At 64.6% G+C, this 25,747-nt stretch carries 19 protein-coding genes and 1 pseudogene; 10 read left to right on the top strand and 10 right to left on the bottom strand.

Annotated features, from left to right (window positions below; all coding sequences use genetic code 11):
- Positions 1–106: 106 nt before the first annotated feature.
- Together rarD and dctP are read right to left on the bottom strand one after the other, a co-directional pair.
- Positions 107–1,021, bottom strand: a complete 915-nt coding sequence (gene rarD, locus D769_RS00575; protein WP_008640994.1) for an EamA family transporter RarD — start codon at positions 1,019–1,021, stop codon at positions 107–109.
- 150 nt (positions 1,022–1,171) lie between these two features.
- The gene (gene dctP / locus D769_RS00570) at positions 1,172–2,311 is read right to left on the bottom strand and encodes a TRAP transporter substrate-binding protein DctP (protein ID WP_008640993.1); all 1,140 of its coding nucleotides are present in this window, start codon (positions 2,309–2,311) and stop codon (positions 1,172–1,174) included.
- Positions 2,312–2,647: 336 nt separating this feature from the next.
- Between dctP and D769_RS00565 the strand changes: the two genes are divergently transcribed.
- On the top strand, positions 2,648–4,387 hold the full coding sequence (locus D769_RS00565) for a carbohydrate porin (RefSeq protein WP_008640991.1): 1,740 nt from the start codon (positions 2,648–2,650) through the stop codon (positions 4,385–4,387).
- Here the strand turns inward: D769_RS00565 and D769_RS00560 are convergent.
- The 3 genes from D769_RS00560 to D769_RS00550 form a co-directional block, all read right to left on the bottom strand.
- The gene (locus tag D769_RS00560) at positions 4,371–5,123 is read right to left on the bottom strand and encodes an MIP/aquaporin family protein (protein ID WP_152414896.1); all 753 of its coding nucleotides are present in this window, start codon (positions 5,121–5,123) and stop codon (positions 4,371–4,373) included. The genes D769_RS00565 and D769_RS00560 overlap by 17 nt on opposite strands.
- Before the next feature lie 294 nt (positions 5,124–5,417).
- Positions 5,418–6,398 carry a DUF2272 domain-containing protein gene (locus D769_RS00555; protein ID WP_035881152.1) on the bottom strand — a complete coding sequence of 327 codons (981 nt, stop codon included), beginning with the start codon at positions 6,396–6,398 and terminating at the stop codon, positions 5,418–5,420.
- Between the two features lie 238 nt (positions 6,399–6,636).
- Positions 6,637–6,915: an HU family DNA-binding protein gene (locus tag D769_RS00550; protein ID WP_008640984.1), complete on the bottom strand. Its 279-nt coding sequence runs from the start codon at positions 6,913–6,915 to the stop codon at positions 6,637–6,639.
- A gap of 834 nt (positions 6,916–7,749) precedes the next feature.
- Here D769_RS00550 and D769_RS00545 point away from each other — a divergent pair.
- Positions 7,750–8,262 (top strand): SET domain-containing protein-lysine N-methyltransferase, encoded by a 513-nt coding sequence (locus D769_RS00545; protein ID WP_008640983.1) that lies wholly within the window; start codon positions 7,750–7,752, stop codon positions 8,260–8,262.
- Positions 8,263–8,295: 33 nt separating this feature from the next.
- Here D769_RS00545 and D769_RS00540 read toward each other — a convergent pair whose 3' ends face one another.
- The 4 genes and pseudogenes from D769_RS00540 to phhA form a co-directional block, all read right to left on the bottom strand.
- Positions 8,296–9,978 (bottom strand): sensor histidine kinase, encoded by a 1,683-nt coding sequence (locus tag D769_RS00540; RefSeq protein WP_008640982.1) that lies wholly within the window; start codon positions 9,976–9,978, stop codon positions 8,296–8,298.
- Between the two features lie 34 nt (positions 9,979–10,012).
- On the bottom strand, positions 10,013–10,717 hold the full coding sequence (locus D769_RS00535) for a response regulator (RefSeq protein WP_008640981.1): 705 nt from the start codon (positions 10,715–10,717) through the stop codon (positions 10,013–10,015).
- 100 nt (positions 10,718–10,817) lie between these two features.
- Positions 10,818–11,123 (bottom strand): annotated as a pseudogene (locus tag D769_RS00530) (4a-hydroxytetrahydrobiopterin dehydratase); the annotation flags it as partial.
- 106 nt (positions 11,124–11,229) lie between these two features.
- Positions 11,230–12,162, bottom strand: a complete 933-nt coding sequence (phhA, locus tag D769_RS00525; protein WP_008640979.1) for a phenylalanine 4-monooxygenase — start codon at positions 12,160–12,162, stop codon at positions 11,230–11,232.
- 138 nt (positions 12,163–12,300) lie between these two features.
- Here phhA and D769_RS00520 point away from each other — a divergent pair, with 138 nt between their 5' ends.
- The 7 genes from D769_RS00520 to D769_RS00490 all read left to right on the top strand — a co-directional run bounded on the left by D769_RS00520 (position 12,301) and on the right by D769_RS00490 (position 24,898).
- Complete coding sequence (locus D769_RS00520) at positions 12,301–12,780, top strand: Lrp/AsnC family transcriptional regulator (protein WP_008640978.1); 480 nt, start codon at positions 12,301–12,303, stop codon at positions 12,778–12,780.
- A 93-nt stretch (positions 12,781–12,873) separates the two neighbouring features.
- A complete protein-coding gene (locus D769_RS00515) occupies positions 12,874–18,852 on the top strand; it encodes an MG2 domain-containing protein (protein ID WP_008640977.1) in 5,979 nt (1,992 codons plus the stop codon).
- A complete protein-coding gene (locus D769_RS00510) occupies positions 18,849–19,550 on the top strand; it encodes a lysoplasmalogenase (protein ID WP_008640976.1) in 702 nt (233 codons plus the stop codon). The genes D769_RS00515 and D769_RS00510 overlap by 4 nt, the downstream gene beginning before the upstream one ends.
- Before the next feature lie 16 nt (positions 19,551–19,566).
- The gene (gene pbpC / locus D769_RS00505) at positions 19,567–21,726 is read left to right on the top strand and encodes a penicillin-binding protein 1C (protein ID WP_008640974.1); all 2,160 of its coding nucleotides are present in this window, start codon (positions 19,567–19,569) and stop codon (positions 21,724–21,726) included.
- Positions 21,727–21,832: 106 nt separating this feature from the next.
- Complete coding sequence (locus tag D769_RS00500) at positions 21,833–22,831, top strand: aldo/keto reductase (protein WP_008640971.1); 999 nt, start codon at positions 21,833–21,835, stop codon at positions 22,829–22,831.
- 84 nt (positions 22,832–22,915) lie between these two features.
- Entirely contained in the window at positions 22,916–23,884 is a 969-nt protein-coding gene (locus D769_RS00495; RefSeq protein WP_008640970.1) for a delta(1)-pyrroline-2-carboxylate reductase family protein, read from the top strand.
- Between the two features lie 288 nt (positions 23,885–24,172).
- Positions 24,173–24,898 carry an OmpW family outer membrane protein gene (locus D769_RS00490; protein WP_008640969.1) on the top strand — a complete coding sequence of 242 codons (726 nt, stop codon included), beginning with the start codon at positions 24,173–24,175 and terminating at the stop codon, positions 24,896–24,898.
- A 64-nt stretch (positions 24,899–24,962) separates the two neighbouring features.
- On the opposite strand, the gene D769_RS00485 is transcribed toward D769_RS00490, so the two are convergent.
- Positions 24,963–25,163, bottom strand: a complete 201-nt coding sequence (locus D769_RS00485) for a heavy-metal-associated domain-containing protein (RefSeq protein ID WP_008640966.1) — start codon at positions 25,161–25,163, stop codon at positions 24,963–24,965.
- Between the two features lie 182 nt (positions 25,164–25,345).
- Between D769_RS00485 and D769_RS00480 the strand changes: the two genes are divergently transcribed.
- A partial coding sequence (locus D769_RS00480) for a heavy metal-associated domain-containing protein (protein WP_152414895.1) occupies positions 25,346–25,747 on the top strand: 402 nt, incomplete at its 3' end.

Below are 25,747 nucleotides of genomic sequence, written 5' to 3'. Positions count from 1 at the left end.
GGAGAATCGAGCACTGTATAAACGTACAGTATAGTGCCGCGCCCGGATTTTGCGGAGGGCCTGTCAGCGGCCTCTCTCGCAAACCATCAATTTAATAGATTTAAGTTCATGTACTTTCACCGACTTCATTCTTAACGCTAATAGTTTTCCGCTGCAGCAGCTTGCTGACAAGCAGGCCTTCGGCCGCGTAGATGGCCAGCGATACCCAGATCAGCGCATAGCCAATCTGCTTTTGCGGCGGAAACGGCTCGTGATATAGCCAGATGCCGAGCGCCAGTTGCAGTGTCGGGCCGGCGTACTGCAGCAGCCCGAGCAGCGACAGCGGAATGCGCCGTGCGCCTGCCGCGAAGAACAGCAGCGGCACGGCGGTAATCGGACCGGCCATCACCAGCAGCACCTGCGTACCCGGTGCTGCGGCGCGCGTGGTGTCCTGACCCGTCAGAAACAGAAAGGCGAGCGTGGCGGCGGCAAACGGAAACAGCAGTAGTGTTTCCAGCGACAGCCCTTCCAGCGCCCCCAGGGCACCGGTCTTGCGCAACAGTCCATAGCCGCCGAACGATGCCGCCAGACCGAGCGCGATCCACGGCAACTGCCCAGCCGTCACCGTGAGCCAGATCACCCCGGCCGCGGCAATCGCGATCGATAGCCATTGCACGGGGCGCAGCCGCTCGTGCAGCAGCAACACGCCAAGCAGCACGCTGAACAGGGGATTGATGAAGTAGCCCAGGCTGGCGTCGACCACCCGATCGGCGGAAACGGCCCAGATATAAAGGAACCAGTTGCAGCAGAGCAGGGCCGCGCTGGCTCCGAAATTGAGCACCAGGCGTGGATTGGCCGCCACCTCGCGAAGCCAGCCGAAATGCCGGCGCCACAGCAGGATCGCCCCAAGAAACACGAGCGACCACACCATGCGATGCAGCAGGATTTCCAGCGACGCAACGCCGTGCAGGGATTTGATGTAGAGGGGCAGCAGGCCCCAGATGATGTACGCGAGCAGCGCGTAGAAGATGCCTAGTTGCATGGGGAAATGTCCCGGGTAGATGTCCGGTTGTGGGCGGATTCTACCGGGGCGGGAGCAAGCGCGTGTGAGCGCCTTGCGGGCGTGGCTAGCGGATAAAGTGCGGGCCCTCTCCACTCGCCCCTCTCCGCGCGGGAGAGGGGCGTTTGTTACTTACAGCTTGCGGGCGAAGCTGAACTGCGAGAATGCCTGCTCGGCCACGTTGAACCACGCGGCTTCGTTGTTACGGAACACGCGCCAGTCGTCGAAGATCTTCTTGAACGACGGGTTCTTGGCGCTTTCGTCCGCGTAGGCTTCCTGGGTGGCCTTGAAGCAGGCTTCCATGATTTCCTTCGAGAACGGACGCAGCTTCACGCCGTTTTCCAGCAGACGGGCCAGCGCCTGCGGGTTCACGGTGTCGTACTTCGCCATCATGTTCGTATGGGCCTCGATGGTGGCCGTTTCGAGCGCGCGCTTGTACAGTGCGGGCAGCTTCTCGAACTCGGGTGCCGACGCATAGAACGAGAGCTGAGCGCTGCCTTCCCACCAGCCCGGGTAGTAGTAGTACGGCGCCACCTTGTAGAAGCCGAGCTTCTCGTCGTCGTACGGGCCCACCCATTCGGCTGCGTCGATCGTGCCCTTTTCCAGCGCCGGGTAGATATCGCCACCGGCGATCTGCTGCGGCACCACGCCCAGGCGCGACAGCACCACGCCAGCAAACCCGGCGATGCGGTACTTCAGACCCTGCAGATCCGACACGCTCTTGATTTCCTTGCGGAACCAGCCACCCATCTGCGCATTGGTGTTGCCGCCCAGGAAGTTGACGACGTTGTATTCCTTGAAGAACTCGCGCATCAGCTTCATGCCGTTACCCTGCAGCATCCAGGCGTTCTGCTGGCGCGCGGTCAGGCCGAACGGAATCGTCGTATCGAAGCACAGCGTCGGGTTCTTGCCGAAGTAGTAGTAGCCGGCGGTATGGCCGATCTGCACGGTCTGGTTCTGCACGGCGTCCAGCACCTGCAGGCCCGGCACGATTTCACCTGCGGCAAATACCTTGATGTTGAACTTGCCGTCCGTCAGTTCCTTCACACGTTGCGCCAGCAGTTCGCCGCCGCCATAGATGGTGTCCAGCGACTTCGGAAAGCTCGAAGCCATCCGCCATTCCACTGCCGGGTTGCTGCCGATGACAGCAGGGGCGGCTGGGGCGCTGGCCGATGCTGCCGGCGCGGCGGGCTTTTCTTCCTTGCCGCAGGCGGCGAGCGCTCCGGTGGCGGCCACGGCGGACGCTTTCAACAGGAAGGAACGACGTTCCATGGACATCTCCTCGTTATTGATATGTATGTATGCAGAACTGTCGGGAATCCGGATGTGTTGTCGGAAAGACAGGCCGGTCGATTATAGCGGTGGCGTTTTGGGCACGGAGCCCCATCAGAATGGGGGTTTTCGCTAGGAATTCGCACTTCTGCAACGGATAACGGGCATGTTCGGAAATGATGCACGGGGCATGGCCGGATCGTCCCGCAGCCTTTCGTAATGTGAAAAGCTGGGCATTTCGGCGGATTTTGTAACCCACCTTGTAGTCCAACAGTTCACCTGATAAAACCTGAGCCCTTGTTCCGGTGTTCGTACCAAACCGGTTTCGTCGTTGCCATGCTGCGTCCTGCTTTGCGCCCCCATCGTCTGCTTGCCCGTCGTCGCCTCACGTTTGCCGTACTGGCCGCGTGGGGACTGGGTGCGTGCGCGCATACCGGCAGTTCCGTCACCCCGCCACCGTTCATCGCGGAGAGCACGGTGCCGCCCGCTGCCTCGGTGATGGCGTCCCTGGAGCCAGCGGCGGCAGTTCCTGAATCAGTTGCCGCACCGGCAGCTTCGGCACCTTCAGCCGATCCGCTTGGCGACCTGATCCTGTCGTCCGCACCGACGGATGCGGCAGCCAAGCCCGCCGAGGCGGCCAGTTCGCCCGAGGCCACGCCGCCCGCTAACGGGGCAACTTCCCCGGAAGCTGCAACGCCCGCTGATAGCGCGAAGCCCGTCGAAGCGACGAATGCCGTCGATCCGGATTTTGTCGGCCCGCCCGACTCGCTGGCGCCGCCGCCACCACCTCCGCCGCCGCTCGTCCTGTTCCCGCACCGCCTGGGAGAGTTCCCCGCGCAGGCCGCTGCGCCGCAAGGGGAAGGGACCGGCGACCCTGCATCCGCGCAAACCCCTTCCGACGCCCCGCCGGTCCTGCGCTCGCAGTTGCCGGCAGGCGATCTGGCCGGGGATTCGGTCTGGCAGCTCGGCTACAGCGGCCGTGCGGCCGTGGAGGACCGGTCAGGCCTGCAGCACGCCTGCACCGCCGGTGGCACGCCTTCGGCCGGCTTTGGCAAGGGGCTTGCCTGCACCAGCTCGGGCGAGGTCAAGATTCGCGAGTCTCTGGTGGATATGGGAGGCGGCACGCAGGTCCAGCTCGTCGCGCAGGCCAAGGGCACCGATACGACATCGGTCAACGGCAATGCCGCGGCGGTGGACCCTTACGCGCTGGTGCAGAACTTCTATACCTCCGTCAGTGGCCTCTCGGGAACACCCATGCTGCAGGAAGCCAGCGTCTGGGCTGGCCGCCGCGACAGCAATCCATTCCTGATGTCGTCGGGCCTGCTGCCACCGAGTTCGCCATCGATGCGTTTCGGCGTCGACAACGCCAAATTGGGCGACTTCGGACTGAGTTATCAATACACCGCACGTAACGAACTAAATGGCGCCAAGCTGCCCAGCTATCACACAGTCCGATCGGCACCGATCGGCACCAATGACAAGGGTTCGGTCCAGGTAGGCTTCACCCGCGTGGAAGCCATGCAGGAAATCGAGAATTCGGGCGGCGCATGGTGGGCATCGGCCATGCACGAGCAGAAGGGCGTGCTCTATGGCACCAATCGGCTTGGCCTGCAGTATGGACAGGGGTCGCGCGTGGCCATGACCGGCTATTCGGGCATGGGCAACGATCTGTCACGCGTCCGCGTGTCCGATTCGGTGGAATGGAAGAGCCGGACAGGCCTGGCGGGTTCGGTGGAGTCCAGCCTGCAGCTCGATCATTCCGGCGTTGGCACGCTGCAATGGGCCGCCACGCGCGTCCGGCCAGCATTCGTCGCCAACGACCAGTTCCGGCTGACGTTCGAGGTCGCGCACGACCAGATCTCGTCGGGGTTTGGCGTTGGCGGGCAGCGCACGGCGTTCACCGTGGCACCGACACTTACGCTCGGCAAATCGGCCGGCAACGCCAACCTGCGTGCGTTCTATACCTACAGCCGTGCCAATGATGTGGATGGCATCACCTTCGCCTCGCCAGCCGATGCCTGGGCATCCCAGACATCCGGCTCGATCTTCGGCGTCCAGCTCAATCGGCGCTGGTAAGCTCCGTGCGGCCTTGCCAGCGTTGGGCTGGCGGGTTTGAGACCGCTGCCATGGGTGCAGGGCAGAGCCACTGGAACAGCAACGCGGCATTCGTTGCACCACATATCTGCGCAAAAATAAACATCGGAACATCAATCCCACGAATACCTGTAAAGGTATCGGTCAGCGCGCAGGCAATTGTCAGCGCCGGATTGGCGAATGACGTGGACGATGTGAACCAGTATCCGGCGGTGATATAGCCCGCCACGACAAATGGCACGAGTCCCGGCCGATGGCGGCTGGTGGCCAGACCCAGCCCAATCAGCCCGAACGTCGCCAGAAATTCGCTCCACCACATGGGCGGACCCGTGCGCGCCTGTGTGGCCGCGGCCAGCAGCGGCAGACCGAACATGGCGTGCGCGGCCATCACGCCGAACACCGCGCCGGACAACTGCGCCAGCACGTAACCAAGCGCTTCGCGCGGCGACAGATTGCCCTGGATCAGGTTCGACAGAGTGACCACCGGATTGAAATGACCGCCTGACACGGGGCCAAGCGACACCAGCAGCGCTACAAGTCCGGCACCAGTGGCCAGGGCATTGCAGAGCAGGGCGAGCGCGGTATCTCCAGCGGCAAGCCGCTCGGCACGAATGCCGGACCCCACTACGATCGCAATCAGCAAGGCCGTACCCAGTCCTTCGGCAACGAGCCGGCGCGCGGTCGTCGGGGTACGCATCGTGGGGGTGGTGTCTGGCATGGCGCGGGCTGAATCGTGGGGGAACTGCGACCGCGCAGTGTTCCGCGCGGGAGCAAACCCCGTCAATGCCGCGTCAGGATGTAGTGAACGAACTACCGGTATCGAATGGTAGGCGTCAAACTATTCCCACAATAAATCAAACCAATCGACAAACAACAAAATTCATCCATCCCGCTTATGGAAAAGAGTCGTGCGGGCTGATGGATTGCAAGCACTAATTGTAGTGTTATTTTTCGTACGAATGATCGAAGATAAAATTTATCATCGACCATCTATACTAATTATTAAAAGCAGCTACTGCAGGTTGTTGCGCATCAGGAGCAGCCACGGCATGTGCGAATTCGTGAAGCCGTCGAGCTGGCCAGCATCGTTCATGTCGATCACGTCCATCGACACCGACTGCTGGACGTTGCCGCCAATCGCCTTGACCACGCGCGCGGCGGGGTCCACTTCGACCACGATGTCGCAATGCATCGGCGTGGTACCGAAACCGATCTCCGCCGCGCTGGAGATGTACTTGTCGCGTCCGCGGGCGGCGCAAATGACGTCGCCCGGCCTCGGTACCGCCGGCATCGGCTCGATATGGAAGGCAGGGTGGGGCAGGATGCCATCGCGTGCATCCACCACATACATCGAATGTGACTGGCCGGTCAGGAACTGGTCATTGTCGAGTCCCGCCTTGCGCATCACCCACGAAATGAACACGGCCGACCACGCCCAGGCGCCCTGGGTGATCTGACGGCAATTCGGCGCCTCACCGACGATGCCCCAGTACCCCTGTGCCATCTGGCAGCCCCGGGGCGTGGCTTCCATGCCGGTGCCATCGGGAAAGCGCACGCAGTCCGCTTCCCGGCCGTTCTCGTCATTCTCGGTATCCGCCGACGCCTGGCTGCTGACATCACCGCCGTCCGATGCCTTTTCGGGTCCGGCAATCACCGGAGCGGGCAGCGGACTCTGTGTGACGCAGGCGCTGTCGTCACGCCCGATGTGCACGACCTGCTGCCCCCATTTGCGCCATTCCTGCATGGCTATATCGACAATGCGCTCCCGCGGCGTTGCGCCAGGCGGCGTGGTCACCTGCTGATAGTCGGGGAGCGGCACGGCCTGCGGACGAGCCGTTTTCGGAGGCGTCGTGGTACAGCCGCAAAGCACGGCGAGGGCAACTGCCGCCGTCAGTCTCTGCGCCATGGCCTGTGGAGAAGCCTGTGGAGCCTTGTGTGGAAAGCGCTGTGAATAACGCTGTGGAAATCTGCGCAGCAGCAAGCGGGGCAGCATGTCGGGTCCATGCGTCGCGACATCCCGCAATGCCTTGATCAGACAAGGCTGGATGGCATTTTTCAGGGATTTTCGGCCATCACGAAAGTGGCGATGCCGACTGTGAGATTCTACCCGCGGCGTCGCGGGAAATCCTTTGTGGATAACGTCCCCCGCCTGGCGCGCACCTGCGCCAGTTCTGGCGTCTGGCGGCGGCACGGCGGGGTCATGCGATACGGGCTGGAGACGCCCGCAGGCATTACTGGTTGACTGCGTCCTTGAACTTCTGACCGGCCTTGAACTTCACGGTCTTTGCAGCTTCCACCTTGATCTCTTCGCCGGTACGCGGGTTACGCGCCATGCGTTCGCCACGTTCGCCCTTGCTGAAGGTGCCGAAGCCGATCAGGCTCAGGGTCTCACCCTTGGCCACGGCGTCCATGATGGCGCCCAGGGTCACGTTAAGGGCTTGCTCGGCCTTCGCCTTGGTCAGACCGTCCACGCCTGCTGCAATTGCGTCGATCAGTTCAGTTTTCGTCATGCTTCACTCCGTATCGAGTTGAAAAAACACCAGCGTCCAAGCCCGCGACCTCACCCTGGAAGCCGCTCTGGCAAAGACGCCGCGGGCCACATCATACCGTGTCGGGCAAAGTGCACCGGAAACAAGATTGTTACCGGTTACGTTTGCACGGCCGCGTCAGCAAAGGGATGGCGGGGATTGGAGACGTTCTGGAAGCCCTGTGAGCGCGTATACGGCGTATACGGGCACAGAGGCTCCTGGCCCCTCCTGGAGGCTGCCAGGGACGTATACGGCCCTTTGAGCGCGTCCTGGGGCGTATACGTTGCCTGGGAGGCGTAGCGGAGGGTTGGGAGAGGTTCAGGGGCCTGCTGGGCACCCTGCCTGTTTTTTGATCGGCCTTCTGAATGCCGGATTCGGGTCGTTGGGCTGCGATGTCTGGAGGTATACGTCTCGACGGCGCAGCTCATGCGTATGGTTTACATCTTCTTTTCATGTATACAGATAGTAGTAGTAGGTAAACTGCGCCCGATTCTGTGGATAACCGCGTATACATCAAGCGAATCAAGCGTTTACGTATACCAAAACCACAGGGATGAACGGCCGGGCGACGTGGATGACTCAGTCATTCGCATGAGGCAGTGCGCGTATACGCACCGAGTTGTTCCAGCGCCGTCCCCATGTCAGCCCCAGTAAACCCACACCAAACGCGCGCGCTTATCCACAGAAATAGCCTTGGTTATCCACATTGGTGGCGGCGAGGTATACGTCCGTCGTGCGTATACCTGAGTGGGCAGCACGGGTATCATCCGGTTCGCGCCGGACTGGACCGGCCGCCATCGCCACGGGAATCAGCACATGTCGGACAAGGGCACGGACACCAAAGATAAAGAGAAGAAGGCGGGAAAGAAGAAGACCGCCAGTGATCGCATCGAGGTGCGCCAGTCGGGCGTGCATGGCAAGGGCGTTTACGCGATCGGCCAAATCGCCGAAGGTGAGCGCGTGATCGAGTACAAGGGCGAGCACATCTCCTGGAAGGAAGCGCTCAAGCGCCATCCGCACGATCCGAACGACCCGAATCACACCTTCTATTTCAGTCTGGACGACGGCGACGTGATCGACGCCAAGTTCGGCGGAAACCGTGCGCGCTGGATCAATCACGCCTGCGATCCGAACTGCGAGGCGCGCGAGAAGAAGGGGCGCGTGTTCATCCACGCGCTGCGCGATATCGAGCCGGGCGAGGAACTGTTCTACGACTACGGCCTGGTGATCGACGCGCGCTACACAAAGAAGCTCAAGCAGGAATACGAGTGCCGCTGCGGCAGCCCCAAGTGCCGTGGCACGATGCTGGCGCCGAAGGACAAGAAGTAAGGCGATCGGGGCGCAAGGCCCTCGCGTGATGCATCAGGCTGCGGTGCCGGGGGCTTCGCACGGAATCCGGATCACGAAACGCATGGTCGGCGGGCGCCCCGGCTGCTCGCCCGTCGCCTCGTCGCTCTCCTCGTCGATCTTCTCGGATCCGACTGCCAATGCCGTCCGTGAGCCAGCAGGCGCCGGCACGTCCTCGATCCGGATCGTGCCCTGGTGCAGTGTCACGATTTCATGCACGATGGCCAGCCCGAGGCCGGCGCCACTCGGCGCGGCCTGGGCCGGTTGCGCGCCCGGCGTGTGATCGCCACGGAAGAAGCGCTTGAACACTTCCTCGCGGCGTGTCGCAGGAATGCCGGGCCCGTTGTCTTCGATCATCACCACGGCCATGCCGCGATGACCCAAGGTCTCGCCGCCGGCACGCACCGTGATCCGCCCGCCGGCAGGCACATACTTCACCGCGTTGTCGATCAGGTTCGATAGCGCCTCGCGCATCAGCAGACGATTGCCACGCACCACGGCCGGCGCGCCGCCGGTGAAGGTGGGGCCGGGCAGCACCTCGAATCCAAGATCCACACGCCTTGCCAGCGCCTGCGGCACCCATTCGGCACCGATCTCGAAGGCCATTTCGGCCAGATCGAAATGCTCGACCGGTCCTAGCCGTTCGAGCGACAACCCCGGTTCGGCGCGGGCCAGCGACAGCAACTGGTTAGACAGGCGCACGGCGCGATCCGCGGCGGTCTGTACCTCCCGCAAGGCCTGGCGGGCCACCTCGAGCGAATCGGCATCAACCGCGCGGTCGGCATGGAGTTTGACGGCGGTCAGCGGCGTGCGGAGCTGGTGGGCGGCATCGGCGATGAACTTGCGCTGGGCGTCGAGCGCGTCGCGCAGCCGGGAGAGCAACGCGTTCAGGGCGCGAATCAGCGGCTCGACTTCGGCGGGCATCTGGGATTCGTCCAGCGCCGCCAGCGAGCGCGCGGTCTGGCGGTTGAGCTTGTCGGTCAGGATCTGCAGCGGCACAAGCTCTTCCTTGAGCACGTGCGACAGGATCAGGCTACCCACCAGCAGCAGCAGGATCAGCGGCACCGACACCGACAGCAGGATCTCGTTGGCTGCAGTTTCCCGCCGGTCGAGGAGTTCGGCTACTTCGATGACGATCGGCCCACGCATCGTGCTGGTCTCACCGCCCGTACCCGCTTCATCGGGGCTGGGTGGCGGCAGGTTGACCGGGAGCCGCACCGCGCGCACCTGCCGGCCGCTGAACCAGGCATAGAACAGCCGGGCGTCATGCAGCGTGGTCTGGCCTGTGCCGTAGCCAAGCCAGGTATCCATCCCGCCGATCAGCCCGTCGGGCCCGTGGATGCGCCAGTAGATCCGGTCGGAGCCTTCGGCTTCCACCAGGGTCTGGGCGATCATCGGGATGTCCTGCTCCAGGCGTGGGCCGGCGATGCGGATCTGCTGGGCGATGTTGTTCGCCACGCCATACAGCGCACGGTCGAATACCTGGGTGGTGTAGTGGGCCGCCAGCCAGTACGACAGCGAACCGCTGGTCAGAACGAGGGCGAACAGCGGCGTGGCCAGCGCGCGCAGCAGGTGGACACGCAGGCTTGGATTCGACGTCGGTTTGGGATTGCCGCCGCCGCGCAGGCGCTTGCCGGTCGCGGTCGTTGCGGGCGTGTCACCGGCTTGCGCCGAGGAGGAAGACGAGCGCGGCCACATGGCGATTCAGGGCATCCCGGGGAATCTGCTTCCCTCAGTGGCCGGCACGAATCTGGAGCAGGTATCCGAAGCCGCGCACGGTGACGATCTCGACGTCGCCATCCTCGAGCTTCTTGCGGACGCGGTGCACGTAGACCTCGATGGCGGTGTCGCCCACGGTGTCGCCGCCTTCACCGGCCGGGTGCGCGAACGTGGCCAGATGGTCCTGCAATTGTGCCTTGCTGACCACGCGGCCCTGTCGCTGCAGCAGCAGTTCGAGCACGGCGAATTCGCGGGGCGACAGTTCCAGCGGGCGGCCATCGACGAACATGCGGCGGTCGTTGCCGGACAGGCGGAGCCTGCCCAGGCGCACATCGCGCTCCGGCGCGGCCTCGCCGTGCTGGCTGCGGCGCAGCAGCACGCGCACGCGTGCCTCCAGCTCGGGCAGTGCGAAGGGCTTGACCAGATAGTCGTCGGCGCCGGCATTCAGGCCGGAAAGCTTGTCCTCGAGCTCATCCCGGGCGGTCAGGATGATGACGGGGGTGGTGCGGTTACGGGCGCGGTAGCGGGCCAGCAGCGTCATGCCGTCGATGCCGGGCAGGCCCAGGTCGAGGATGACGAGATCGTGCTGCTCGCGCAGCAGATGGTCGGTGGCGTAGACACCGTCGTGCACCACGCGCACCTGATGGCCGGCGCGGGACAAACCGGCCTCCACGCCGCTGGCGATTTGACGGTCGTCCTCGATCAGCAGGATACGCATGGGAGCAAGACAACGAGACTCGTAGGAGGGATGCCGCTGATTGTACAGGGACGCCCCGTTGTCTGCCTTTCAGTTGCCCTACAGCGCCTTCCCTGGCGTGTTAGCGCGCCAGACCGGCGGCGGCTTTCTCGATGAACGTGGCCAGGTCGATGTCGCGCCGGGTCAGCCCGTTGGCATCGTGGGTGGACAGGGTGATGTCCACGCGGTTGTACACGTTGAACCACTCGGGGTGATGGTCCACCTTGTCGGCTTGCAGCGCGACGCGCGTCATGAAGCCGAACGCCGCGTTGAAATCGGCGAAGCGGAACGATTTCTGGATGGCGTCACGGTCCTGGACCGGGGTCCAGCCAGGCAGGCCGGCGAGCAGGCTCGCGCGGGCCTCTTGGGAGAGAGGAGTCATGATGGGGGCTCGATCTGAAGAGTAGGGTAAGACGAAGGCCGGCCCGCCCGGGCCGCGAGCGGCCGGGCTTGCCGGCATTGTTTCACAAAGCGGCTGGCGGGATGCGCGCCGCTCAGATGTCGTCGCTGTCGGCCCAGCCTTCGCGGGTGCCGACGTTGATCACGCGATCGCCCTCGACAATATCGCCGGCGCCCAGCGTCGGCAGGGCGCGCAGTTCCGGGTACAGCGCGGTGAAATCGGGGCGCGTAGCGTCGAACAGCTGTTCAAAGCTGTCGATCACGAAGTAGGTCTTCTGGAACGTGTCGATGCGGTAGCGCGTGCGCATGATCCGGTGCAGGTCGAAACCGATGCGGTTCGGGCTGGCCGAATCCAGGCTGTAGATCGACTCGCCCTGGCTGGACAGGATGCCGGCGCCGAAGATGCGCAGGCCGGCGGGCGTGCGGATCAGGCCGAATTCCACGGTGTACCAGTACAGGCGCGCCAGCATGTCGAGCGCGCCGAGCTTGGCCGCCTTGAGGCCGCCCTTGCCGTACGCCTCCATGTAGTCGGCGAAGATCGGGTTGATCAGCAGCGGCACGTGGCCGAACACATCGTGGAAGCAGTCCGGTTCCTGCAGGTAATCAAGCTGCTCGGGCTTGCGCATCCACCAGCTTGCCGGGAAGCGGCGGTTGGCCAGGTGGTCGAAGAACACCTCGTCCGGCACCAGGCCCGGCACGGCCACGACCTGCCAGCCGGTGGCGCGCATCAGCGTTTCATTGAGCTGGTCGAATTCGGGCACGCGGTTGCGTTCCATGCCCAGCGTGGCCAGTCCCTGGAGAAATTCGTCGCACACGCGGCCCTGGAGCATCGAAGCCTGGCGGTCGTACAGCTTGCGCCAGATCGCATGGTCGGTATCCGTATAGCGGTGCACCGGCTGGGCGATGGTGAAGTCCGGGCGCAGTTCCTGGCCTGATAGCAGGCCATCGTCGAACTGTTCCTTGAGCTTGGCGGTCATCGTGCCGGCAAAGGCGGTGGCGCTTTCCTGCGGGGCGGCCGTGGCGATCATCTATGTCTCCTGTATGCGGAATTTATGCATAGTCTAGCGACCAGATGCTGCATTCAGGCCGCAAAATCAGCCTGATTACGGTGATGGATGCATATAATCCGCGCATATCTAACATTCAATGCGAGATTGATGCGAATCATGAGCCATGCCGACCTGGACCCCTTCGACCTGGCCCTGCTGGCGGCGCTGCAAGCCGACGGCAGATCCACCCATCAGCAACTGGCCGAGCGCGTGCACCTGTCGCCGAGCCAGGTCGGCCGGCGTCTGGCGCGGCTCGAGGCCGACGCGGTGATTACCGGCTATCGCGTAAACCTGTCGGCACAAGCCTTGGGCCTGGGGGTGCTGGTCTTCATCAGCGTCAAGCTGGCGCACCACGGCGACACGATCATCGAGCGCTTCGCCGAGGAAATCCTGCTGCTGGAGGAAGTGCAGGAGTGCTACTCGGTGGCGGGCGAGGCCGATTATCTGATCCGCGTGGTGGTGGCGGATCTGCCCACACTGGCCGAATTCACGATGAAACGCCTGATGCGCGTGCCCGGCGTGGAGAGCATCCGGTCGAACATTGTGCTGACCGCGCTCAAGCGCGAAGGACCGCTGCCACTTTCACATTTGCGCTGAAACGGTCACGCGATCTGAACAAAATGTGCAGAGGCTTGCGCTTGCCATCCGCGCATGTCACCCTCGCCCGGTGGCAAATCCGGAAAGGGCAAGATGATGTCGAAGATCGTCACGGCGGTTGGAACCGCCGCCGCAGGTCTCGTGCTGGGGGCAGTGCTGTGGGCGCCGATGGCGTCAGCCGCGCAGATCACGCGCTTTTCACCCGAAGGGGTGGTCCCGCAGGTACGGCAGGTGGCGATCCGCTTCGACGAGGCGATGGTCCCGATGGGCGATCTCAAGGCCACGCCGCCAGCGGCTGTGTCCTGTACCGGCGGCAGCGTTGGCGGCAGCGGGCGATGGGTCAACGCCACCAACTGGGTCTACGACTTCGAGCGTGACCTGCCCCCGGGCGTGCGGTGCTCGGTGCGGATGTCGGCAGGCCTCAAGAGCGTGGCCGGCAAGGCCTACGCAGGCAAACCGGAATACAGGTTCGAGACCGGCGGCCCGTTCGTGATCTCGGCGCGCCCGTCGGGTGGGCAGATCGAGGAAGACCAGGTGTTCGTGCTGCGCTTCAATGGCGCGGCCACGGCGGGATCGATCCGTGAACATGCGTGGTGCCAGGCCGAAGGCCTTGGCGAGCGGATTCCGGTTAGGCTGCTGACGGGCAAGGAGCGGGATGGCGTCATCGAAGCGGTGCGCTGGAACGACATCGTCAAGCAGAACCCCGAAGCCGTACATCTGCTGGCCTGCCAGCAACGCCTGCCCGCTGGCGCGCGCATGCAGCTCGTGCTCGATGCCGGCATTTCCACCCCGTCCGGGCTGGCCACCACTGCGCCGCGCCGCTTCGATTATCAGGTGCGCGAACCATTTGCCGCGGGCTTCACCTGCGAGCGCGAACGTGCCGAAGCCCCATGCACGCCATTGCGGCCGCTGGTCGTCACGTTCACCGCGCCGGTACCGCGCAAGCTGGCCGAGCACATCGTGCTCAAGACGCCGTCCGGCCCGCGCGCACCTAAGTTCGATAGCGACGATGCCAGGGACGCTCCGGTGTCGTCGGTCACGTTCCCGGGCCCCTTCCCGGAGAAGGCCAGCCTCACGATCGAGGCGCCGAAGGATCTGAAGGACGAGAGCGGTCGCTCGCTGTCCAATGCCGACCTGTTTCCCATCAAGCTGACCACCGCCGCGCTGCCGCCGCTGGCCAAGTTCGCCGCCGCGCCGTTTGGCGTGGTCGAACGTTTTGCCGATGTGCCGCGCGGCAAGTCGCCGGCTGACTATCCGCCGCTGCTGCCAGTCACGCTGCGCAACGTCGAAGCTGATCTGCCGGCGCTGTCGGCGCGGGCCGAAGCCGGCACGGTCGCACGACTCAAGGTCGATGACGATGGCGCGATCCTGCGCTGGTTCGGCATGGTCAAGCGTACGCACGAGAACTCGTGGACGCGTCAGGAGCTTGATGCGATCCGCGCAGGCAAATCGCCGTCGGAAGCACGCAGCCCGCGCAACGCGCCATCTATCGAGACCCGCTCGGTGTCATTGCTCGAAGGCGTATCCGGCGCGAAGAAGCTGGCAATTCCGAAATCGAACGACACCTCGCCTCGACCATTCGAAGTGGTCGGAATTCCGCTGCCGGAACCTGGCTTCCATGTGGTTGAGATCGCTTCGCCGATGCTGGGCGAAGCACTGCTCGGGCGGAAGGCGCCGATGTATGTGCGTACAGCGGTACTGGTGACCAACCTCGGTGTGCATTTCAAGCTGGCGCGTGGCCTGGCCGATGGCGACATGAGCGGTCTCGCGTGGGTCACCTCGCTGGATGACGGCAAGCCCGTGGCCAATGCGAAGGTGGCCGTGCGTAGCTGCGATGGCGAGTTGCTGGGCGAAGGCGCGACCGATGCCACCGGCGTCGCCCGCTTCGCAAAGCTGCCCGATCGCCGCTACAAGGATTGCGCGAACGGCATGGACGGCTACTTCGTCTCCGCGCGCATTGCGGCGGACCATCCACAGGCGCGCGGCAAGGCCGACATGGCGTTCGTGATGTCCGACTGGAATCGTGGCATCGAGACGTGGCGCTTCAACGTGCCGACAGACCTGAGTCCGAACCAGACCGTGCGTGCGCATACGATCTTCGATCGCACGCTGCTGCGCGTGGGTGAAACGGTGTCGATGAAGCACCTGATTCGCACGGAGACCGCACAGGGATTCGCGCTGCCTGCCGCGATGCCGGACAAGGTGGTCATCACGCACGAAGGTAGCGGTCAGACCTATGAACTGCCGCTGGCGTGGCGTAACACGGCCACGGGTGGCCGCAGCGCCGAGAACACCTTCCAGGTGCCTCAGGCGGCCAAGCTGGGCGTCTACGATGTGGCGCTGGTCTATGGTGATGGGCGCACGCTGAGCAGCGGCAGCTTCCGCGTGGAAGCGTTCCGACTGCCGGTGCTGGCTGGCACGCTGTCGGTGACCAAGGATCCGAAGGCGAAGGGCAATGCCCTTGTGGCGCCCGCCGAGGTACCGGTTGGCGTGGAGATCCACTACACGAACGGTGGTGGCGCAGCCGGGCTGCCCGTGAGCGTGTCGGCGCTGATGCGAAACAAGTACGTGAACTTTGCCGACTACGACGATTTCTCGTTCAACCCCCCACGACCGCAGCAGCAGAGCGCCAGCGGTGACGAGGAGGAAGACCAGGAAGGAGAGAGCTCGCGCGACGAAGCGGAGAAGCTCGTTGCCGACAAGCTGCCGTTGACGCTCGACAAGGACGGCAATGGCAAGGTCACGATCAAGAAGCTGCCGAAGGTGAACGTGCCGGGCGACCTCGTGCTCGAAGCGGGCTTTGCCGATCCGAATGGCGAGATCCAGACGCTGCGGCAGACCGTACCGGTGTGGCCTTCGGCGGTGGTGGCCGGCATTCGCGCCGCGAACTGGGTATCGGTGTCACAGAAGCTGGCCGTGTACGGCGTGGTGCTCGACACGCAGGGCAAGCCGATTGCCGATACGCCGGTACAGGTCAAGGCGAGCGCGCGGATCACCACGTCAGCGCGCAAGCGCGTGGTGGGTGGCTTCTATCGCTACGACAACCGCAGCGAAACGAAAGACCTGGGCGTGGTGTGCGAGACGCGTACCGACGCACAGGGCCGCGCGCGTTGCGAGGTGGCGTTGTCGCAGGCGGGTGAAGTGGAACTGGTAGCCAACGCGCGCGATGGCGATGGACGTGTGACACAGGCCGCGACGACCGTCTGGGTCACGCGCCAGGGCGAACTCTGGTTCGGCGGCGAGAACCACGACCGCATGGACGTGCTGCCGGAGAAGAAGGCCTACGCGCCGGGCGACACCGCGGTGTTCCAGGTACGGATGCCGTTCCGCCGCGCGACGGCGCTGGTCGCCATCGAGCGCGAAGGCATCCTGGACACCGAAGTGGTCGAGCTGAACGGCACCGATCCGACCATCAAGCTCAAGGTCAAGCCGGAGTGGGGCCCGAACGTGTATGTCTCGGTGCTCAGCATTCGCGGACGTCTGCGCGAGGTGCCCTGGTACTCGTTCTTCACGTGGGGATGGCGTCAGCCGCTGGACTGGTGGCACGCGTTCCGCAGCGAGGGCAAGGAATACGTGGCGCCGTCGCCGCTGGTCGATCTGTCGAAGCCGGCGTTCCGGCTCGGTCTGGCGGAGATCCGCGTCGGCAACGAAGCGCACCGGCTCGACGTGACCGTCACGCCTGACAAGGCCACGTATCCGGTGCGCGGCAAGGCGCATGTGGTGGTGCAGGTGAAGCTGCCAGACGGCAAGCCGGCGGCGAATGGCGAGGTCGCGCTGGCGGCGGTCGATCAGTCGCTGCTCGAACTGATGCCGAACACAAGCTGGAACCTGCTCGATGCGATGCTGCAGCGGCGCAGTTATGGGGTGGAGACCTCGACCGCGCAGATGGAGATCATTGGTCGCCGCCACTATGGCCGCAAGGCCGTGGCCGCGGGCGGTGGTGGTGGCAAGAGCCCGACGCGCGAGCTATTTGACACGCTGTTGCTGTGGAATCCGCGCGTGCAGCTCGATGCGGAAGGCAAGGCCGCACTCGACGTGCCGCTCAACGATTCGCTGACCAGCTTCCGCATTGTCGCCGTGGCCGATCTTGGCGCGGGCCGCTTTGGCAGCGGCAGCGCGTCGATCGCCGCGACGCAAGACCTGCAGATGATCGCCGGCCTGCCGCTGCTGGTGCGCGAGGATGACAAGTACCGCGCGATGTTCACGCTGCGCAATACCACGCAGCGTGCGATGACCGTGGAAGCCACCGCGCGCGCGACGCTGGTCGACGCGCAGACGCTGCCCGCCCAGACCGTGCAGATTCCTGCCGGTGAAGCGCGAGAAATTGGCTGGGACATCACCGCGCCGGCACTGCTGGCGTTCAGTCGCGGTGGGTCGATCCTTTGGGAAGTGGGCGCGACCGAGAAGGGCACCGGCACCGCCAGCGACAAGCTCAAGGTCTCGCAACAGATCGTTCCTGCCATCCCGGTGACGGTGCAGCAGGCAGTGCTGGCGCAATTGACGCCGAACGCCTCGATGCCAGTGCAGGCGCCGGCTGGTGCGCTGACTGATCCAAATGGCCAGGTGCGTGGCGGGATGCAGGTGTCGCTGCAGTCGTCGCTGGCTGGCGGCATGCCCGGTGTGCGCGAATGGTTCCGCAACTATCCGTTCACGTGCCTCGAGCAACGCTCGTCGAAGGCGCTCGGCCTCGGCGATGCCGCCGCGTGGGATGCATTGATGGTGCAGTTGCCATCCTACCTGGACAGCAACGGGTTGGCCGCGTACTTCCCGCTGCGTAGCGATGGAAGCTACGGTAGCGAAGTGCTGACGGCCTATCTGCTCTCGATCTCCGACGAAGCTGCGCGTGCTGGCCTGCCGATGCGCGTGCCGGACGCGCTGCGCGATCAGATGGAGCGCGGACTGACCGCCTTTGTCGAAGGCCGCATCACGCCGCCGCGCTGGGCGCCGTCTTCGGCGACGATGGATCTCGACGTGCGCAAGCTTGCCGCGCTGGATGCGTTGTCGCGCACCGGCCATGCACAGGCGCGGATGCTCGGGTCGATCCAGATCCTGCCCGAGCAGTGGCCGACGTCGGCGCTGATCGACTGGCTCGGCATTCTGTCGCGCGTGCAGGATATCCCGCAGCGTGACAAGCGCATGGCCGAAGCCACGCAGTTGCTGCGCAGCCGCCTGACGGTGCAGGGCACGCGACTGGTGTTCTCCACCGAGCGCACCGACAACTGGTGGTGGCTGATGTCTGGTGGCGATGTGAACGCCGCGAAGCTGCTCGCGCTGGCGACACAGTTGCCGGACTGGAAGGGCGATGTGCCCGAACTGGTGACCGGGCTGCTCGGCCGGCAGACGCGCGGCGCGTGGATGACGACCACGGCCAACGCCTGGGGCGTGCTGGCGATCCAGCGCTATGCGCAGGTGTACGAGAAGACGCCGGTGGCAGGCGCGGCGCGCGTGGCGCTGGGCGATGCGTCACGCACGTTCGAATGGTCGAAGGCCACGCAGAAGGACGGCGTGACCAGCGGCATGGTCGAATTGCCGTGGCCGGCCAAGACATCGACGGCACCCGCCACGCTGCAGGTCGAACAGCAGGGCTCGGGTCGTCCGTGGGCCACGGTGCGCACGCTGGCGGCCGTACCGCTGACCGAACCGGTGTCGGCGGGCTATCGCGTGCGCCGTACCGTGACGCCGGTGGATCAGGCGGTGGCAGGCAAGTGGTCGCGTGGCGATACCTATCGGGTGAAGCTCGACATCGACGCGCAGGCCGACATGACGTGGGTGGTGGTCAGCGATCCGGTGCCAACCGGCGCGACGATTCTCGGCAGCGGCCTGGGCCGCGATTCGGAAATCGCGACGCGTGACGAGAAGAAGTCGTGGTCTGCCTTCACGGAGCGCACACCTGCGGTCTATCGCGAGTACTTCGGCTATGTGCCGAAGGGAGCGTTGTCGGTCGAGTACACGGTGCGCCTGAACAACGCCGGCGAGTTCACGCTGCCACCTACGCGCGTTGAAGCGCTGTACGCGCCTGATGTGTTCGGTGAGACGCCGAACGCCAAGATGACAGTGGGGGCAAAACCGTGAGCTGGATCGCCATGCGGATGCCCCCACGCGTGCGCGAATGGTGGATTGCCGGCGTGCTGGCCGGCGTGACATACGGCGTGATGCTGATTCAGGTGTCCGCGTACTTGCCTCCCGGCACGCCGTTGACGGGCCAGATCGCCTATCAGCCGATCTGGAAAACCGCGATGGCGGTCATGCTCGCGCGCGCGGCGTGGTTCCATCGCCCGTTAGGAGAGCGGCGCTGGCTCGTGACCGCGCTGCTCTTCTCCGCGCTGGGAGATCTGTTGCTGGCGCTGCCCGGTCTGAAGATCTCGTTCATCGGCGGGCTCGGGGCGTTCCTGATGGCGCACCTGGCCTATCTGCGGCTGTTCGTGCCGATGATGGGAGACTTGCGGCCGCATCGGCTGATCGGCTGTGGTCTGATCATCGGCGCGGCGGGCGCATTGCTTGGGCGCTTCTGGCCGAATCTCGGCGATCTGATGTGGCCGGTCACGGTCTACATCTGCGTGCTGGCGGCGATGGCCTGCACGACGATGCTGGCATCGCTGCCTACGGCGCTGGCGGCAATCGGCGCTCTGTTTTTCGTGGCGTCGGACGCGATGATCGGCATCGCGAAGTTTCTGTCGTTGTTCGACACGTACCAACTCGGCATCTGGTGGACCTACGCCATCGCACAGGTGCTGCTGGTGGCGGGCGTGGTGGCCGAGCGGGACGCGTGAGAGGTTGGGGTTCGTGATGAAGCGTGGTGGGATTCATGTTGCTGTGGCGCTGCTGTTATTCGCGGGCGCCGCGCAGGCCGTGCCCACGTTTCGAGAGGTTCGCGCCAACTGGCGCAGCGCCGATATCGTGGTGGTGGATCGCCACGGCGAAACCGTGGCCCGCGTGCGTGACGACTTCCGCGCGCGGCGCGGCGACTGGGTGACGCTGACCGATACGTCGCCGGCCTTGCGTACTGCCATCGTGCTATCCGAGGACAAGCGCTTCTACGCGCATAGCGGCGTCGACTGGCAGGGCGTGGCGGCTGCCGCATGGGCCAATCTGTGGAACACCCGCACACGTGGCGCTTCGACGCTGACGATGCAGCTCGCCGGGTTGCTCGACGAGGATCTGCGCGCGGGCCGTGGTCGCAGCATCGGACAGAAAGTCGAGCAGGCGGTCAGCGCGGCGCCACTCGAGCGTGGCTGGAGCAAGGACCAGATCCTCGAGGCATACCTGAATCTGGTGCCGTTCCGTGGCGAACTGGTGGGGCTCTCCGCGATGTCGCAGACGCTGTTCGGCAAGGTGCCGAGCGGGCTCGACGCGCGTGAATCGGCAGTGGCCGTCGCGCTCGTGCGCGCGCCCAATGCCTCGGCCGCGCAGGTGTCCAAGCGTGCGTGCGGCATTCTGCGCGACATGGGCCAGCCGCGCGAATGCGAGGGGCTCGACGGTTTCACTGCGCTGGTGCTGGTGAAGTCAGCCAGTGCGCAGACCGGCCCGCAGGCCCGCAACGCCAATCTCGCGCCGCATCTGGCGCGTGCCGTTATCGCGCAGGCACGAGAGTCCGGCAAGCCGGTGCCGCCGCGCATCACCTCGACGCTCGATGCCGGGCTGCAACGCGTGGCGGTGAGCAGCCTCGATCGCCATCTGCGCGAGCTGGCGGGGCGCAATGTCGAGGACGGCGCCGTGGTGGTGATCGACAATGCCAGCGGCGACGTGCTGGCCTATGTCGGCTCTTCAGGCATCCTGTCCGCGGCGTCACAGGTCGATCACGCGGCGGCGCTGCGGCAGGCCGGTTCGACATTGAAGCCATTCCTCTATGAGCAGGCTATCGAGGAACGCAGGCTGACCGCGGCTTCGCTGCTTGACGATCGTCCCGTGAATCTGCCAACTGGCGGTGGCCTCTACATTCCGCAGAACTATGACCATCGCTACGCGGGCTGGGTCAGTCTGCGCGCCGCGCTGGGTTCGTCGCTGAACGTGCCGGCCGTGCGCACGCTGGTGATGGTGACGCCGCACCGCTTTCATCAACGGCTGGTGGCGCTCGGCCTGCCGCTGACGCAATCAGGCGACTACTACGGCTATAGCCTTGCGCTGGGCAGTGCGGATGTGTCGCTGCTGTCGCTGACCAATGCCTATCGCAGCTTCGCCAACCAGGGCGCGTATGCGCCATCGCGGATGACGCTGAATGCGGCCGTACCGTCGAAGCAGAACGTGATGATGCCGGCGGCGACGTTCGTGATCGGGGATGTGCTGTCTGATCGCCACGCGCGGGCGCGCACGTTCGGGCTCGACAGTCCGCTGACCACGCGTTTCTGGACGGCCGTGAAAACCGGCACGAGCAAGGACATGCGCGACAACTGGTGCGTCGGCTGGTCGGAGCGCTACACAGTGGGCGTGTGGGTCGGCAATGCCAGCGGCGCGAGCATGCACGACGTGTCGGGAGTGTCTGGCGCAGCGCCCGTATGGCATGAGGTCATGGAAGCGCTGCATCAGCGCACGCCGAGCCGCGCGCCGGCGATGCCATCAGGCGTCGAACGTGTGGCATTGACGTTCGATGACGAACTCGAGCCGGCACGGCAGGAGGTATTCCTGAGCGGCACCGCGATGCGGCGCGTCAGTGTGGGCACGACGGAGCAGGGCAACACGATGCCGGCTATCGCCAGCCCGGCCGACGGCACGATCTTCGCGCTCGATCCCGATATTCCTCCGGCCGCGCAGCGGATCTGGTTTCATGCCGATGGGCTGACGGGTCAGACCGCGCGCGCGGTGAGCTGGCGCATGGACGGCAAGCCGCTCGGCAAGGGCGGGCAGGTTGCCTGGTTGCCATGGCCGGGCCGGCATCGCGTGCAACTGGTCGATGCGGCGGGGAAGGTAGTGCACGAGATCGGCATCGAGGCGCGGCGCGGGTGTTCGTGAGACGGCGGCGCCACGGAAGACGCCTGCGGGGCCGGTCCGGCAATAGCCGCACGACGCGCGTATCATCGCGGGGTTCGCTGAAGTACCTATCCTGAGGAGCTTCCAGATGACCACACCACGCAAGCTGGGCCGTAACGGCCCCGAGGTATTTCCCATCGGTCTGGGCTGTATGGGCATGAGCGAGTTCTATGGCGCGCATGACGATGCCGAATCCATCCGCACGATTCACCATGCGCTCGACCACGGCGTGAATCTGCTCGACACCGCCGACATCTATGGCCCGCACACGAACGAGCAGCTCGTGGGGCGCGCGCTTGGCGGTGGCCGGCGCGACAAGGTGGTGCTGGCGACCAAGTTCGGCATCGTGCGCGATCCGTCGAATCCGACGGCGCGCGGCGTCAATGGTCGTCCCGAATATGTGCGCGCCGCCTGCGATGCGAGTTTGAAGCGGCTCGGCGTCGACCATATCGATCTGTACTACCAGCACCGCATCGATCCCGATACGCCGATCGAGGACACCGTTGGCGCAATGGCCGAACTGGTCAAGGCGGGCAAGGTGCGGTGGATCGGCCTTTCTGAAGCCGGCGTCGAGACAATCGAGCGGGCGCACGCGGTGCATCCGGTCACGGCGCTGCAGACCGAGTATTCGCTCTGGACGCGTGACGTCGACGAGAACGGCATCATGGCCACCTGCGCGCGGCTTGGTATCGGCTTCGTGCCGTATAGCCCGCTGGGCCGTGGGTTCCTGACCGGCGCAATCCGTACGCCCGACGATTTCGAAGCGGACGACTATCGACGTACCAATCCGCGCTTCATGGGCGAGAACTTCGCGCGCAACCTGCAACTGGTCGATGCCGTGCGTGCGTTGGCGAGCGAGAAGGGATGCTCGCCGGCGCAACTGGCGCTGGCCTGGGTGCTGACGCGCGGTGAGCACGTGGTGCCGATTCCCGGCACGCGGCGCGTGGCCAATCTCGACGACAACCTGGGCGCGCTGGGCGTGACGTTGAGCGCGCAGGATCTGGCCCGGATCGACGCGATCTTCCCGCTGGGCGCAGCGGCGGGTACGCGCTATGCGGCAGCGATGATGCAGTTCCTGTCGCGCTGAGCGGGACCGAGTCATCGGCGCGGCGTACTTCAGGCGACTCTCGGCGACAATGGCGGTCTCGTTTGCCAAACCGCCTTGTTGCCGATGACAGCTCCCGCCGCTTCGTTCGTCCCCCTGGATGCCGCCGCCACGGCGGCACGCCTGCCTTATCCGGAACTGGCCCAGGCCATCGCGGCCATGCTGGCCGAGCTACGCGACGGGACCGCCATGGCGCCGCCGCGTATCGCGCTGCCGGTCGGCGACGTGGAGCGTGGGCATGGCACGCTGCTGGTCATGCCGGCACGCAACCGCGACATCGTGATGACCAAGAACATCACGGTGCATCCCGACAACCCGCAACGTGGACTGCCCAATATCCTCGGCGAGGTGGTCGTCGCCAACGCACACACCGGCGAACGGATTGCATTGCTCGATGGCCCGACCGTTACGGGCCGCCGCACGGCTGCCGTGTCGCTGCTCGCGGCCCAGTCGTTCGCGCCCGTGCCGGATGGCGAGCTTCTGATCGTCGGCGCAGGCGTGCAGGCGCAGACGCATCTCGAGGCGTTCGTGGCTGGCTTGCCCGTTCGCAAGGTCTGGCTGCATTCGCGCACGCGAGACAAGGCCGAGGCGCTGGCGGAGCACGCCGGGCGCCTGGGCGTCTCGGCCACGGTGATCGAGGATGTGGCGGAGGTGCTGCCGCGTGTGTCGATGGTGGTGACGGTGACATCGAGCCGCACGCCGGTCCTGCCCGATCTCGACAGCGGCCTGTGGACTGACCGCCATTTCATTGCCGCAGTCGGCGCATTCCGACCGGAAATGTGCGAACTGCCCCCGCGGCTTTGCCATGCGGCGGCGGCCAGTGGACGTCTGCTGGCGGACACGCTTTTCGGTATCGAGGATGAAGCGGGAGACCTGCTGCAGGCCGGTATCGACTGGCAGACCGTGCAGCCGTTCGAGACAGCGATCCTGGAGGCTGATGCATTGCGTGCGCGGACCGGGAGTCCCCTCGTGTTCAAGAGCGTGGGCTACGCGCTCTGGGATCTCGCAGCATGCGTGCTGGCCAGCAAAAAGTGACACAAAATGCCTTCGCACAATACCCGAACGGGTGTTTGAGCGCGGTCAGATCACGCCAGAAGGTCCCTTTTTCCGAAATGGTCTTTCATGCTTGAAACAGAACCGTTGCGCGGAAGCGTCGGTGTGTAGCCAAAAATCTGAAAATTCGTACTCAGACTTTGGGTTAACCCTGTCTTTAGGGCAAATCTTCTACCGTTGGGTAACCGGTTTGAAACAGTCGGGGCCCGGCGCACAGGATAATGCGCCCCTAGCAGTGCGTTGTAACCAAAGGACGGAGTAAGAGGAACAATGAAGACGATCTATAAGAAGATGCTGGTGGCAGGCGCCGCCATGGCACTGGCTGGTGTTGCACAGGCTCAATCGGCAGGCAGCAATATGGTCAGTTTTGGCTGGATGCGAATTATGCCGACGGGCCACTCGGAATTTCTGACCATTGATTCGATTGGTGGCTTCCCGGTCGGCGCGCAGAAGCCGAACACGGGCGCGACGATCGATTCGGCCGATACGCTCGGCCTGACCTTCGCCCACTTCTTTACCGACAATATTTCGGCGGAATTCGTGCTCGGCGTGCCGCCGAAGCACAACGTGAGCGGCGATCGCGGCTACGAGAAGTACGGCAAGCTCGGCGAAGTGCGCCAGTGGAGCCCGGCCATCGTGGCCAAGTGGCACTTCTTCGACGCCAAGACCAAGTTCCGCCCGTATGTGGGTCTCGGTGTGAACTACACGTGGTTCACGGGCGAATCCGTGACCAACCAGTCGTTCGTGCAAGGTGAATTCGGTCCGGGCTCGCACATGACCGCAAGCGCCAAGTCGTCGTGGAACCCGGTGTTCAACGTCGGCGCCAGCTACGCCGTGACCGACAACTGGTTCGTGGGCTTCTCGGTGTCGTACGTGCCGGTCACCACCACGGCCAATTTCACGACGACGCTGGCCAACGGCGCGCAGGTTCAGTCGCACACGAAGATCAAGATCGATCCAGTCGTGACGTACCTGAACGTCGGCTACCGCTTCTGAGCCTTTCCGGCGTGGACGTGAAAAAGGGCACCTTCGGGTGCCCTTTCTTGTTTGACGGCGACGATCAGCTTGCCGACTTGACCGGGTAGCCGGCGCCTTCGATGGCTTGCTGCAGCGCCTGGCGGTCCGCAGCCGATTCGACCTTGACCGATTGGGTTGGCACATCGGCCGATACGCGAGCAGCCGGGTCCACGGCCTGCACTGCGCGAGTGATGGAACCGACACAGTGGTTGCAGGACATGCCTTCGACTTGGAACTGGATCATGGTGATGACTCCTGTTGGGTTGGATCGGTGAGCAATGAATCTCGACGACAGGTTGAAGTGTGAACCTTCCCACCATGGGAAGCGCAAGTGTCGCGTGCGACTCAACAAATCCTTGACCTTCCAATGGTGGTAAGGTTCACAGTGCAGTTGTCGCGCTCCGTCGCTCAGATTCCACGACTCCGATGACCCATCCTGCCGCATCTCTCCAACCATCCGAATGGCGTCTACCTGTTGAGGGTATGACGTGTGCTTCGTGCGTGCGCCGCGTGGAAACGGCGCTGGCCAAGGTGCCCGGCGTGCATGACGTCGCGGTCAATCTGGCCACCGAGCAGGCCACGCTGCAAGCGGATAGCCCCGAAGTGCTGAACGCGGCTGCCACGGCCGTGGCCGATGCCGGCTACGACGTGCCGCGCGCCGAGATCGCACTCAATATCGCCGATATGACCTGCGCGTCATGCGTGGGCCGTGTCGAGCGTGCGTTGCGCGCCGTGCCGGGTGTGGTGGACGCGCAGGTGAACCTGGCCACTGAGCGTGCCACGGTCACCGTGTTGCGCGGCGCGGCCGATGCGGCGACGCTGGCCGCC

Origin of the sequence: Cupriavidus sp. HMR-1 (assembly GCF_000319775.1) — a bacterium.
Lineage (GTDB): Bacteria > Pseudomonadota > Gammaproteobacteria > Burkholderiales > Burkholderiaceae > Cupriavidus > Cupriavidus metallidurans.
Note: the sequence above shows the minus strand (reverse complement) of the source record. Positions and strands in the feature narration are given on the sequence as shown.

What these genes read in the sequence shown, in the direction of transcription:
- dctP (WP_008640993.1), bottom strand. Translation starts at nt 2,311, where the DNA reads ATGGAACGTCGTTCCTTCCTGTTGAAAGCGTCCGCCGTGGCCGCCACC.
- D769_RS00485 (WP_008640966.1), bottom strand. Translation starts at nt 25,163, where the DNA reads ATGATCCAGTTCCAAGTCGAAGGCATGTCCTGCAACCACTGTGTCGGT.
- D769_RS00560 (WP_152414896.1), bottom strand. Translation starts at nt 5,123, where the DNA reads ATGCCAGACACCACCCCCACGATGCGTACCCCGACGACCGCGCGCCGG.
- D769_RS00555 (WP_035881152.1), bottom strand. Translation starts at nt 6,398, where the DNA reads ATGCTGCCCCGCTTGCTGCTGCGCAGATTTCCACAGCGTTATTCACAG.
- D769_RS00500 (WP_008640971.1), top strand. Translation starts at nt 21,833, where the DNA reads ATGACCACACCACGCAAGCTGGGCCGTAACGGCCCCGAGGTATTTCCC.
- pbpC (WP_008640974.1), top strand. Translation starts at nt 19,567, where the DNA reads ATGAAGCGTGGTGGGATTCATGTTGCTGTGGCGCTGCTGTTATTCGCG.
- D769_RS00490 (WP_008640969.1), top strand. Translation starts at nt 24,173, where the DNA reads ATGAAGACGATCTATAAGAAGATGCTGGTGGCAGGCGCCGCCATGGCA.
- D769_RS00520 (WP_008640978.1), top strand. Translation starts at nt 12,301, where the DNA reads ATGAGCCATGCCGACCTGGACCCCTTCGACCTGGCCCTGCTGGCGGCG.
- D769_RS00515 (WP_008640977.1), top strand. Translation starts at nt 12,874, where the DNA reads ATGATGTCGAAGATCGTCACGGCGGTTGGAACCGCCGCCGCAGGTCTC.
- D769_RS00540 (WP_008640982.1), bottom strand. Translation starts at nt 9,978, where the DNA reads ATGTGGCCGCGCTCGTCTTCCTCCTCGGCGCAAGCCGGTGACACGCCC.
- rarD (WP_008640994.1), bottom strand. Translation starts at nt 1,021, where the DNA reads ATGCAACTAGGCATCTTCTACGCGCTGCTCGCGTACATCATCTGGGGC.
- phhA (WP_008640979.1), bottom strand. Translation starts at nt 12,162, where the DNA reads ATGATCGCCACGGCCGCCCCGCAGGAAAGCGCCACCGCCTTTGCCGGC.
- D769_RS00550 (WP_008640984.1), bottom strand. Translation starts at nt 6,915, where the DNA reads ATGACGAAAACTGAACTGATCGACGCAATTGCAGCAGGCGTGGACGGT.
- D769_RS00535 (WP_008640981.1), bottom strand. Translation starts at nt 10,717, where the DNA reads ATGCGTATCCTGCTGATCGAGGACGACCGTCAAATCGCCAGCGGCGTG.
- D769_RS00545 (WP_008640983.1), top strand. Translation starts at nt 7,750, where the DNA reads ATGTCGGACAAGGGCACGGACACCAAAGATAAAGAGAAGAAGGCGGGA.
- D769_RS00565 (WP_008640991.1), top strand. Translation starts at nt 2,648, where the DNA reads ATGCTGCGTCCTGCTTTGCGCCCCCATCGTCTGCTTGCCCGTCGTCGC.
- D769_RS00495 (WP_008640970.1), top strand. Translation starts at nt 22,916, where the DNA reads ATGACAGCTCCCGCCGCTTCGTTCGTCCCCCTGGATGCCGCCGCCACG.